The 12248-nt window shown below is 50.7% G+C and carries 8 protein-coding genes; all 8 read left to right on the top strand.

From position 1 onward, the window contains the following. Nucleotides 1-50: 50 nt before the first annotated feature. Nucleotides 51-326, top strand: a complete 276-nt coding sequence (locus tag ABDB91_RS12200) for a YqhV family protein (protein ID WP_347487990.1) — start codon at nt 51-53, stop codon at nt 324-326. Nucleotides 327-638: 312 nt separating this feature from the next. Then, a complete protein-coding gene (gene pyrR, locus ABDB91_RS12195; protein ID WP_347487989.1) occupies nt 639-1187 on the top strand; it encodes a bifunctional pyr operon transcriptional regulator/uracil phosphoribosyltransferase PyrR in 549 nt (182 codons plus the stop codon). A 182-nt stretch (nt 1188-1369) separates the two neighbouring features. Then, the gene (locus ABDB91_RS12190; protein ID WP_347487988.1) at nt 1370-2308 is read left to right on the top strand and encodes an aspartate carbamoyltransferase catalytic subunit; all 939 of its coding nucleotides are present in this window, start codon (nt 1370-1372) and stop codon (nt 2306-2308) included. Continuing rightward, nucleotides 2292-3560: a dihydroorotase gene (locus tag ABDB91_RS12185; protein ID WP_347487987.1), complete on the top strand. Its 1269-nt coding sequence runs from the start codon at nt 2292-2294 to the stop codon at nt 3558-3560. The genes ABDB91_RS12190 and ABDB91_RS12185 overlap by 17 nt, the downstream gene beginning before the upstream one ends. Before the next feature lie 117 nt (nt 3561-3677). Further along, a complete protein-coding gene (gene carA, locus ABDB91_RS12180; protein ID WP_347487986.1) occupies nt 3678-4757 on the top strand; it encodes a glutamine-hydrolyzing carbamoyl-phosphate synthase small subunit in 1080 nt (359 codons plus the stop codon). Between the two features lies 1 nt (nt 4758). Continuing rightward, on the top strand, nt 4759-7977 hold the full coding sequence (gene carB / locus ABDB91_RS12175; RefSeq protein ID WP_347487985.1) for a carbamoyl-phosphate synthase large subunit: 3219 nt from the start codon (nt 4759-4761) through the stop codon (nt 7975-7977). A gap of 565 nt (nt 7978-8542) precedes the next feature. Continuing rightward, nucleotides 8543-11275: a S8 family serine peptidase gene (locus tag ABDB91_RS12170; protein ID WP_347487984.1), complete on the top strand. Its 2733-nt coding sequence runs from the start codon at nt 8543-8545 to the stop codon at nt 11273-11275. A gap of 48 nt (nt 11276-11323) precedes the next feature. Then, entirely contained in the window at nt 11324-12241 is a 918-nt protein-coding gene (locus ABDB91_RS12165; RefSeq protein WP_347487983.1) for a hypothetical protein, read from the top strand. Nucleotides 12242-12248: the final 7 nt, after the last annotated feature.

Raw genomic sequence — 12248 nt, 5'->3', positions numbered from 1 at the left:
ACGCCTGTCCCCGCATAAGAAAAAATAGTAATTATTCGGGGGGGAAAAAAATGTTTTTTGTGTTTGATAAGATTGTCATTTCTATGGCAGCGCTGAGGCTCTTATCGGCGTCTATTGAATTTACAGCGGCATTGTTAATGCTGCACTTTAATAAAGTGGAGACGGCTTTTAAAATTAATGCGGTGCTGGCCGTGGTCGGTCCCACCGTGTTTATTACTGTAACCACCCTGGGACTTGTGGGGTTGGCCGGTAAAGTGTCGCTTGCCGGCACGGCCTCTATAATGCTTGGGGTGGCCCTGATTTTCCTGGGGATTAACAAACTTTAATTGTCTGACTGGTGCCAGGCACCAAGTGTTGAAAGTTGCAAACTAAAGATTTTCAACTTTCAACATCTGGTGCCTGGCACCGGCTAGACAGCACCAGCCGGCGGAACGGTCCCTGTGGTTTTCTAAAAACCCGTTGACGGTCACCTGTGTTTTTGATAGTATTATTTAAGTGAAAAGTCACCTTTAATATCGGTCCCGTGAGATCGGTAAGGATACATAGAGCAACGCAGGGTTATAGTATACCTGTCTATGCCTCTTACCGGGTAGACAGGTTTTTTTGATGCCATTTTAAAAGCCGGGGGGCGAATTGTCTTGACAGTATTAAGGGAGAAGGCCCGCATCATTGATCAAGACGGTATCAGGCGTGCTCTGACCCGCATTGCGCACGAAATTATTGAGCGCAATAAGGGTACGGATAGTTTGGTACTGATCGGCATAAGGCGGCGTGGTGTACCTTTGGCCCGGCGGCTGGCCGAAAAAATCAAGCTGATTGAGGGAAGTCAGGTGCCGGTGGGGGTGCTTGATATCACCCTTTACCGGGATGATTTGTCTACCTTAAGCCATCAGCCCGTGATCCGGCAAACCGCGGTGAATTTTTCCATTGAGAATAAAAAAGTCGTGCTGGTGGATGATGTTTTGTATACCGGGCGCACTATTCGGGCCGCTATGGATGCCATTATGGATTTGGGGCGTCCGCAAAATATTCAATTGGCGGCTTTAATCGACCGGGGACATCGCGAGCTGCCCATTAGAGCGGATTATGTAGGTAAAAACGTGCCTACGGCCCGCCGTGAACTGGTGGAGGTTCATCTGGCGGAAATGGACGGTGCGGATGAGATAGTTATTATGGAAAAGACATAAGCGATACATGGCTCCTTTTAAGCGGTCCCGAGAGGCTGGCAAGGGAGAGCTTTAAGCTTCATGGGGAGAGTACGCTTTAGGCATTTAAGTTAAAGCTGCATCCCTATATGATGGCTCAGCCGGCCTCCGCCGGGTTTTTATAAACCCGGGGAGGCTTATTTATTGGGGAGGGGGTCCCTGGATTGTATAAACGTAAGGATTTGTTGGAATTAAAGGACTTGACCGCGGCCGAAATTCAGTTTTTATTGGATACGGCTGTACCTATGAAAGAAATTATTACCAGACCCATTAAAAAAGTACCTACTTTGCGGGGCCGTACGGTGGTAAATCTTTTTTATGAAAACAGTACCCGTACTCGCGGCTCATTTGAGCTGGCGGCCAAGTACTTAAGCGCGGACAGTATCAATATATCCAGTTCTTCCAGCAGTGTGGCCAAAGGCGAAAGTTTATACGATACCGCCCGGACCATTCAGTCGTTGGGAGCCGATGTGGTTGTTCTGCGTCACCCTATGGCCGGGGCGCCGCACTTATTGGCCAAGACGGTGGGCGCGGCGGTGATTAACGCGGGTGATGGAGCCCATGAGCATCCTTCCCAGGCGCTGCTGGATCTTTTTACAGTACGTGAATCCCGGGGCAAATTGGAAGGTCTTACGGTGGTAATCGTGGGAGATATACTGCACAGCCGGGTGGCTCGCTCCGATATTTGGGGATTTACCGGCTTGGGGGCCGAGGTGCGGGTTTGCGGCCCGCCCACACTGCTGCCGCCCGGGCTTGCCGAAACCGGTGCCCGGGTGTTTTACCGGCCCGAAGAGGCTTTAAAGGGCGCGGATGTGGTTATTATGCTGCGTATTCAAAAGGAAAGGCAGCGGCAGGGCTTGTTCCCGGGGCTGCGGGAATATGCCCGGCTGTATGGTTTAAACAGGGAGCGCCTGGCCCTGGCCAAGCCGGATGCGCTGGTCATGCACCCGGGGCCGATGAACCGCGGGGTGGAAATCGCCCATGAAATTGCCGATGGGCCGGCGGCGCTGATCGCAGAACAAGTGACCAACGGGGTGGCGGTACGCATGGCCTTGCTGTACCTGCTTACCGGAGGAGGTGCTCATAATGAAGCTGATTATTAAGGACGGCCGGATAATTGACCCTGCTTCGGGCAGGGATGAGCAGGCCGATTTATATGTGCAAGATGGTATCATCTCGGCCCGTTTTGTGCCGGATGAGAACACAAAAATAGTTGATGCCGCCGGTAAGCTGGTGGCGCCGGGATTTCTGGATATGCACGTACACTTGCGGGAGCCGGGCTACGAGGCCAAGGAAACCATTGCCAGCGGTACCGCGGCGGCGGCCCGGGGAGGCTTTGCCGGTGTGGCTTGTATGCCTAATACCGATCCGGTGGCGGACAACCGCTTTATTATTGAATTTATTTGCAAGCGGGCAGCCGAAGCAGGGCGGGCTGATGTTTACCCCATCGGTGCCGTTACCAGGGGCAGCCGGGGCGAGGAGTTGGCCGAACTGGCGGACATGCGGGACGCCGGGGCGGTGGCTTTTTCCGATGATGGACGGCCGGTGCCGAACGCCGGAATAATGCGGCGCGCCATGCAGTACTGTAAGATGCTGGGCGTTTGTGTGATCTCCCACTGCGAGGATCAAACACTGGCTGCGGACGGGGTGATGCACGAGGGCTATCATTCCACTATATTGGGACTGAAGGGAATACCTGCTTCCGCTGAAGAAGTTATGGTGGCTCGCGATATTATATTGGCGGCTGAAACAGGCTGCCCGCTGCACATAGCCCATATCAGCACCGCGGGATCGGTGGCGCTGGTACGGGAGGCTAAAAGACGGGGATATCCGGTAACCGCGGAAGCAACACCGCATCACTTCACCTTAACCGACCGGGCAGTGGTGCGTTACAATACTGCGGCCAAGGTTAACCCGCCGCTGCGCGGGGAGAATGACGTGCAGGCGGTGCGCGAGGGGCTGGCCGACGGCACTATTGATGTGATCGCCACAGATCACGCTCCCCATACTTTTGATGAAAAAAATGTGGAGTTTGACCTCGCTCCCTTTGGCCTGGTGGGGCTGGAGACCGCAGTAGGGCTGGTTTGGACCGAGCTGGTGCATACCGGCATCCTCACGCCCTTGCAGGCGGTGGCCAAATTAGCGCTGTACCCGGCCCGTATATTGGGTGTTGACCGGGGTACGCTGGCCGAGGGCTGTGCGGCGGATATTACTATTATCGATCCCCTATATGAACAAACGGTGCATCCCGAACAATTTGTCGGTAAGGGGAAAAACACACCCTTTACCGGCCGCACGCTGAAGGGGCTGCCGGTAATCACCATCCGGTCCGGCCTTTGTACGTATACAGCTTAGCTGATTTTTTCCGCGCTATTAGGCGGTTAATATATAAATATCTAAATGTTATCCGGCGGAACGGAAGAAATATGCTGAGAGAAAATGATTGGAATAAACTGCGGAGGTGTATGCATTTTGAAAGCTTATTTAGCTCTTGAAGACGGGACTCTTTTAACGGGCCGGTCATTTGGCGCCACCGGGGAGCAATGGGGTGAGGTTGTGTTTAACACCGGTATGACCGGTTACCAGGAAATATTGACCGATCCCTCCTATTACGGTCAGATAATCGTCATGACCTATCCGCTCATCGGTAATTACGGTATTAACCGGGAAGACTTCGAAGCTAAGAAATCATTTATTCGCGGCTTTGTAGTCAAAGAAGCCTGTGACCATCCCAGTAACTGGCGTGCCGGCTACCGTATCGGTGATTTCCTGGCCCGGGAGGGAGTGCCTGGCATCAGCGGTGTGGATACCAGAGCGCTTACCCGACACCTGCGCAGTTTTGGAACCATGCGGGGCTACATTGCCACCGGTGCGGCGGACCCGGCCCGGTTAGTTGAAAAAGCCAGGGCCTGTCCGCATTTGAGTGGTCAAAAATTGGTGGCCGATGTTGCTGTTAAAGAATCATACACCATTGAAGGACGTGGCTTTCGGGTGGTACTCGTTGATCTGGGCTCCAAACAGAACATTATTCGCAAGCTTAAGGAGAGAGATTGCACGGTAATTGTGGCGCCGCCCGACATTACTCCGGAGCAAATCGGACAGCTTGCGCCCGACGGGGTGCTTATTTCCAATGGCCCCGGCGACCCGGTAGACGTACCTGCTACTATCGATACCACCCGTGCGATCACCGGCAAATATCCCATTTTCGGCATTTGCCTGGGTAACCAGGTGATGGCATTGGCACTTGGCGCCAAGACCTATAAAATGAAGTTTGGCCACCGGGGCGCCAACCATCCGGTGAAAGATTTGCGTACCGGCAGAGTTTACATTACCTCGCAAAATCATGGGTTTTCCGTAGATGAAGCATCTATTGCAGGATTGGATATTGATGTTACTCATATTAATTTAAATGATCATACTGTGGAAGGCATAAGGCACAAGCACTTGCCTTTGTTTGCGGTGCAGTATCACCCCGAAGCGTCACCGGGGCCGCAGGAATCCGATTATATATTCGACCAATTTATGGATATGATGCGCGGGGAGGGACAATAAAATGCCGATTAAGGAAGGGATTAAAAAAGTATTGGTGGTGGGGTCAGGCCCCATTATTATCGGCCAAGCCGCCGAATTTGATTATGCGGGTACTCAGGCTTGCCGGGCGCTGCGGGAGGAAGGGCTGGAAGTGGTACTGATTAACAGTAATCCGGCCACTATCATGACCGACGCCAACATGGCCGACCGAATATATATTGAGCCTATTACTCCCGAATTTGTTACCCGGGTTATTGAAAAAGAAAAGCCCGACGGTTTTTTACCCTCCCTAGGCGGCCAGGTGGGGTTGAATATGGCTCTGCAGCTGGCTGAGTTGGGAACGCTGGAAAAATATAATGTGCAGCTGCTGGGTACTCCGCTGGATGCTATTAAGCGGGCCGAGGATCGGGAGCAGTTCAAGTCCACCATGCAGAGAATCAATGAGCCCGTGCCGGAAAGCGTCATTGTCTGTTCGGTGGAAGAAGCCGTAGCCTTTGCCAAACAAATCGGCTTTCCGTTGGTGGTGCGCCCGGCCTATACTTTGGGCGGCACCGGCGGCGGCATGGTTTACAATATGGATGAGCTGACCGCTACCTGCACCAGAGGTTTAAAGGCCAGCATTATCCACCAGGCGCTTATTGAGCGCAGTTTAGTAGGCTGGAAAGAAATCGAATTTGAGGTTATGCGGGACGGCGCGGATAATTGCATCACTATCTGCAGTATGGAAAACATTGATCCTATGGGCGTGCATACCGGCGACAGTGTGGTGGTGGCACCGGCCCAGACCTTGAGCGATCGGGAATATCAGATGCTGCGCAGCGCCGCGCTTAAGATTATCCGCGCTTTGGGCGTCGAGGGCGGCTGCAACGTTCAGTATGCCCTGGATCCCAACAGTTTTACTTATTATGTTATCGAGGTCAATCCCCGGGTGTCCCGGTCATCGGCTCTGGCCTCCAAGGCTACGGGTTACCCCATCGCCAAGGTGGCCAGCAAAATTGCCATAGGCCTGAATCTGGACGAGATTAAAAATACGGTGACCGGTAAAACCTATGCCTGTTTTGAACCGGCGATAGATTATGTGGTAATCAAGTTTCCACGCTGGCCCTTTGATAAATTTGCCCTGGCCGACCGGTCTCTGGGCACTCAAATGAAGGCTACCGGTGAGGTAATGTCCATTGACCGTACCCTGGAGGGGGCGCTGCTAAAAGCAATTCGTTCCCTGGAAATCGGCGTGTCGGGGTGGAATTACCCCGGGCTGGCTCATCTTTCAGAGGAGGAAATCGAGCGGAAGCTGGTGCGTCCCAACGACGAGCGGTTGTTTGTACTGGCTGAAGCACTGCGCCGGGGGATGCTTTTTGACCGTATATATAACCTGAGTAAAGTAGACCGTTTCTTTATACAAAAAATCTATAATGTGGTGCATGTGGAGAACAGGTTGCGCGGCGAGGGCCGGGCGGCTCTGACACCGGAACTGCTCAGGGAAGCCAAGGTAATGGGCATGGCCGATGCCTATCTGGCTCAGATCGCGGGCATTGCGGAAGATGAGGTGCGGGCGTTGCGCCAAGAGCATGGCATCAGGCCGGTTTATAAAATGGTGGATACCTGCGCCGCGGAATTCGAGGCCGTTACGCCCTACTATTATTCGTGTTATGATACCGAGGATGAAGCCGAGCCCACGGGCAATCGCAAAGTAGTGGTGCTGGGCGGTGGTCCCATTCGCATTGGTCAGGGCATAGAATTTGACTATTGCTCCGTACATTCGGTGTGGGCGCTGAAAGAGATGGGTTGCGAGGCCATAATCATCAACAATAACCCGGAAACCGTCAGCACCGATTTTGATACCGCCGACCGGCTTTACTTTGAGCCGCTGCTGCCCGAGGATGTAATAAATATACTGGAGAAGGAGAAGCCCGCGGGTGTAATCGTGCAGTTCGGCGGCCAGACGCCTATCAACCTGGCTGCGCATGTGCACAAAGCCGGTTTTGATATTTTGGGTACTTCCCTGGATAGCATTGACCGGGCTGAGGATCGCGAACGCTTCGATGATCTGGTCAGTCGGCTGGATATCCCCAGACCTCCGGGGGAAACCGCCTTTTCGGTAGCCGACGCCGAGGAAATTGCCGGTAAAATCGGTTTTCCGGTGCTGGTACGCCCTTCCTATGTGCTGGGCGGGCGGGCTATGGAAATCGTTTATAATATCGATGACTTGAGAAACTATATGCAAACGGCGGTTAAGGTAACGCCGGAGCACCCGGTGCTGGTGGATAAATATTTCCTGGGGGAAGAAATTGAAGTGGACGCTATTGCCGATGGGGAAACGGTGCTTATCCCCGGTATTATGAAACATGTGGAACGGGCCGGGGTGCACTCGGGAGACAGCATTGCCGTTTATCCCGGCAACCATTTGGACCGGACGGCGCGGCGGCAAATTGTGGATTATACCATCAGGCTGGCCTTGGAGCTGGATGTGCGGGGTATGATCAATATTCAGTATGTGCTTTATAACGGTCAGATTTACGTGCTGGAAGTCAACCCCCGGGCCAGCCGTACGGTACCGTACATGAGCAAGATAACCGGCATTCCCATGATCAACCTGGCAACCAAGATTATTATGGGACAAAAACTAAAGAGTATGGGCTATCGGGGCGGTCTATACCCGGAAAGCCAATTGGTGGGGGTCAAGGCGCCTGTGTTCAGTTTTGCCAAGCTGCTGCAGGTGGATATATCGCTGGGCCCCGAAATGAAGTCTACCGGTGAAGTGCTGGGGGTGGACACAAGCTACCCGGTGGCTCTATATAAAGCGTTATTGGCCTCGGGCGTGGTGTTCCAGCGGCAGGGCAATATTCTGGTGACGGTGGCCGATAAAGATAAAGAAGAAATGTTGCCCATTATCAAAGGATTCAGCAGCCTGGGCTACAATATATTTGCCACTGCGGGCACGGCCCGCTATCTGAAGGAACGTGAGGTAGCGGTGACGAGGGTGCATAAGGTGCGGGAAGGTTCCCCCCACATTGCCGATCTGCTGCGTCAGGGAGATATTCATCTGGTGATCAACACTCTGACCAAGGGCAAGGCTCCCGAGCGGGACGGTTTTGTGATCAGGCGGGCTGCCGTGGAACTGGCTGTACCGTGTTTGACCTCCCTGGATACCGCTCGGGCCATCCTGGAAGTGTTGGGCGATATTAAGGAGGGCTCTGACTTCCCATTAGTACCGCTGCAGGAATATGTCGCCGGGTGTTGAAAGGCGGAAAGCCACCCAATGGCAGCACTGTTCCGTCAATGCCTGCGCGGCCTGACTCCTGCCGACATCACCCTGGCCGTTCATGAAGTTCTCAAACGAAAATAGTGGTTGAGACCGAATCATAAAATCCCTTTTCCTCTTTTGTTGGATAAGGGATTTTTTAAATCTGTTCTTTTGAAAAAGTTATGTTCGCCGACTGCAAACTACCGGTCTTCCCCTTACGTTGCCCTGATCGTATAGCTGATAAATTTTTCTGTGTTTTTAAAAAAATATGTTAAAATGCGCAAATATCGACATATTTTTCCTATAGTGGTACGGTATACTAAAAATATGGATTCTTCGAGCTTAAATGTTTAGGTTGTTCTAACATATAACAATATCTAAAGTTTATTTTACCTGTGGCCGAGCTATAGTAACCTGACCGGTAGTGTGCAAGCTGGAAACGGCTGCCTCCCGTTGAGGAAAGGATAGTATATGCTGGGAACAATAAAAGCCCTGCATTACGATTCATTTCGCAATGCAGGGCTTATTAAATATAAAAAATCTTATATAAGGGGGTATAAAATTGAAAAAAGGCCGATTGAAAGCATTTATAGCAATGTTTTTGGCGTTGTCTCTGGCTCTTGCAACAATGCAATCGCCGTTATCGGTCAATGCCAAGCCTTATGGTGGAGCAGCATCAACCGCAGCCAAAGCTGCAAGCACGGTGGAAGACGTCTATTCCGGTCCGGGCATGCAAAACGGCAATTCAGAGCCCGGAGATCCGCAAAATCAAAGTGTTGTCGAAGAGATTTACGCGCCAATATTGCTTGATAATTTATGTGATGCTAAAACCGATCGTTTTATCATTAAATTTAAAAATTATCAAAGCAAAAGCACCCTTGCTAATTCCATAAGCGGGGATTTAAAACAGATAAGAAATTTTAAATACCATCGTTTTAAAAATTTTAGTGTTGTAACGACAAGAACGAAAATGAAATCAGAAGACTTTACAGCCAAAATAAACAGCCAAAATACAGACGGCGAGATCGAATATATCCAGCCCGATTATCAACTAACCGCAGCATCGCTGGCTGCGGAAACAACTGCACGGCAAGCAGGGCAAAATATCACCAAAACAATGGCGGAACCTTTAAATGAAAGTACAGACAAACAAATAGGACAACTGCCGGAATATTTGCAAGGACTTTCCTCTGACGACCCCATGGTAGAGCAGTGGCTTAACACTCACCAGCCCAGAGAAGAAACGCCGCAAAACCTATACGACGTCGGCACACCTGTTGACCTGGCCGATGTCAACTTAAAAGCCGCCTGGGAAAAATCCCGCGGAGAAGGAACCGTAATTGCTGTATTGGATACAGGCATAGACATCACCCACCGGGATCTGGCCCATAAGATTTGGGAAAACAACGCTGAAACAGAGGACAACGGCATTGACGACGACAATAACGGCTACGTTGACGACATTAACGGCTGGAATTTCAGCGGCAATAACAGTGCGGTACACCAAGCCGGCCGGGAATACGACGAGTGGCACGGCAGCCACATCGCGGGCATTATAGCTGAAGTCGCACCCAAAGCCAAAATCATGCCGCTGAAAGTATTTCAAAACGGCACCGCCTACACCAGCGACATCATCGAAGCTATTGCCTATGCCGAAAGAAACGGCGCTCAAATAGCCAACTGCAGTTGGGAGACAGCCTTTGACAACCCCGCCCTGGCGGAAGCCATCGAAAAATCAGCCATGCTCTTTGTGTGCGCGGCGGGCAACAGCCACACGGATATTGACATCAGCCCCGTTTATCCCGCCTCATACGGCTACGATAACATCATCACCGTGGCTTCCATCAACAAATGGGGTCGGTTATCCGGTTATTCCAATTACGGCGTCACAAACGCAAATGTGGCTGCACCCGGCGAAAACATCATCAGCAGCACCCCCGGCGACAGATATAACAAAAGCAGCGGCACCTCCCAGTCGGCCGCCTTTGTGGCGGGCGAAGCCGCGCTGATCCTGGGCGCACATCAAAACACAAACGCCCGGGCAATAAAACAAACCATTATCCGGACCTCCAATAAACTGCCCGATCTGGCTAAACAAATAACCAACGGGAACAAAATCAACTGCGGCGGCGGCGTATCGCACCCCGTATCGCAAAGCGGCGAATTGATAAGTAAAAACGCTCGGTCTCTTTCAGTCAGTGAGTCGGTGTATGCATCGCATAACGATCTTTCCGTCGCCGAATCAGTGTACGACACAAACATAACCTCTTTAACCAATGAAACAATGCGGGACGACGGCGGGTACAGCTTGTATTCCGGAGAGATTTGGGCCGCCAGGAGCGGTATGCCCACAGCAAGACACAGCCTGGCGGCGGTAGAAGCAAATCAAAAAATCTACGCCATAGGCGGTTCCGACAGCGGCGGGATATGCAACAGAGTAGAAGCGTACGACCCCGCGGCAGATACCTGGACAACCAAAGCGAACATGCCGATACCCATAGAAGCACTGGCCACGGCGGCAGTAAACGGTAAGATCTACGCTATCGGCGGCGCCGCCGACGGATCTGTATACAGTAATGTTCAGCAATATAACCCCGCCACGAATACCTGGAGCTTAAAAACAAACATGCCAACGCCAAGAGCGTATCTTGCGGCGGCGGCTGTAAATGGAAAGATCTATGTCATGGGCGGTGTTGGTTTTGACGGGAGTTTTTTAAACACGGTGGAAGAATATGACCCCGCCACAGACACCTGGACAGCAAAGGCAAATATGCCTGCAACGAAAAGTCATTTAACAGCGGCAGCAGTAAACGGAAAGATTTACGTTATAGGCGGTTCTGGCAGCAGCGGGCGTTTAAATACAGTGGAAGAATATAACCCCGCCACAGATACCTGGACTATCAAAGCGAGCATGTACAACCCAAGAACAGCACTGGCCACGGCGGTGGTAAGCGGGAAGATATATGCCATCGGCGGTTATGGCGGCGGGCGTCTAAATACAGTGGAGGAATATGATCCGGCCGCAAATACCTGGACGGCAAAAGCAAGTATGCTTATACCGAGGGGGGACTTGGCGGCGACGTCGGTTAATGGAAAAATATACGCCATCGGCGGTTCTGGCGTCAGTGGACATTTAAATATTGTTCAAGAATTTGGTCTTGAGTTATCCGATTTGCATCAGTATCAATATGACGATAACAACTGTTTGGATTATATTATTACGCCAGTGGGACAAACCATCGACTACCAATATGATAACAATGGAAATTTAATCCGCCGGATGCTGATACAATAACATAAAGGTTATCTTTGCTGTATCATACCTTGCGAGGAGGAATAAAGAATGAAGAATAAAAAAACAATAGCCGTTATTTTATGCGTAAGTTTTTTACTATCGGGAGCAGGTTTTATATCCACAGGGTTTGCCGGTGATCCTATGCAGATAAAAGACTGGTTTGTTAACCAGCAACATATGGAACAGACCATTGGTAAATCTACGGATAAAAAAGATCTATCCAATGCTCAATCAGACGCCCAATTTTTAGAGAGCGCCTTCGATAATCGGCCGACTAACAATTCTTTGGCCCACAGTGCTAATTTAAATATTGATCCTCCTGAGGCTATTATTGTGGAAAACAATGATAACGAGGGAATGATCTATCAGGGGGAAAGAGTATCCTTGGAAGAGGGAGATGCTTTCAAAAATGACAAGTACCATATTGGGAAAGATGAAATGGAAGAACTAATAAAGGAAGGTCATTCAATAGCGGATATTTTCAAATTAGACGAATTAGCCAACAGGCTTGATGAAGACCCGCAAAAACTATTAGCGCTGAAAAAAGGGAAAAACCAAAGTTGGGAGCAAGTAGAAAAAAGCCTGCTTATGGAAAGAGCGGAAAAATATTTAGCCAAGCTTAAAGAAAAGCACCCGGAAGAATATGAGCAATTGCAAGCCCGGGGATTATCCCTGGAAGAACAATTTACCTTAATGGCCATGTACGATAAGCATATTGCGCCGACAATGCAAGAATTGATTAAAACGTACGAGCAAGATGGGGAAGGCGGACTAACAAATATCATCAAGAATCAAAAGCCCGTAACGAATGTTTCCAAAGAAAAAATAGATAAGTATGGCCTCACCCAGCAAGACACGGAAGAAATTTCCGATGAAATAATTCAAAAGATGGAAATGCTTTCCCAAAAAACCGATATCCCGGTAAAAGAATTGATAAAAGGATATCAGGAAGAAAGACACAGGTAAGGAGGTC

The organism is Desulfoscipio sp. XC116, from assembly GCF_039851975.1.
Taxonomy (GTDB): domain Bacteria; phylum Bacillota; class Desulfotomaculia; order Desulfotomaculales; family Desulfallaceae; genus Sporotomaculum.
The sequence above is the reverse complement of the archived record's forward strand: the minus strand, read 5'-3'. Positions and strand labels throughout refer to the sequence as shown.

Excerpts from the sequence above, each read along its gene's own strand:
- ABDB91_RS12200 (WP_347487990.1), top strand. The coding sequence starts at position 51 with ATGTTTTTTGTGTTTGATAAGATTGTCATTTCTATGGCAGCGCTGAGG.
- ABDB91_RS12185 (WP_347487987.1), top strand. The coding sequence starts at position 2,292 with ATGAAGCTGATTATTAAGGACGGCCGGATAATTGACCCTGCTTCGGGC.
- carB (WP_347487985.1), top strand. The coding sequence starts at position 4,759 with ATGCCGATTAAGGAAGGGATTAAAAAAGTATTGGTGGTGGGGTCAGGC.
- ABDB91_RS12165 (WP_347487983.1), top strand. The coding sequence starts at position 11,324 with ATGAAGAATAAAAAAACAATAGCCGTTATTTTATGCGTAAGTTTTTTA.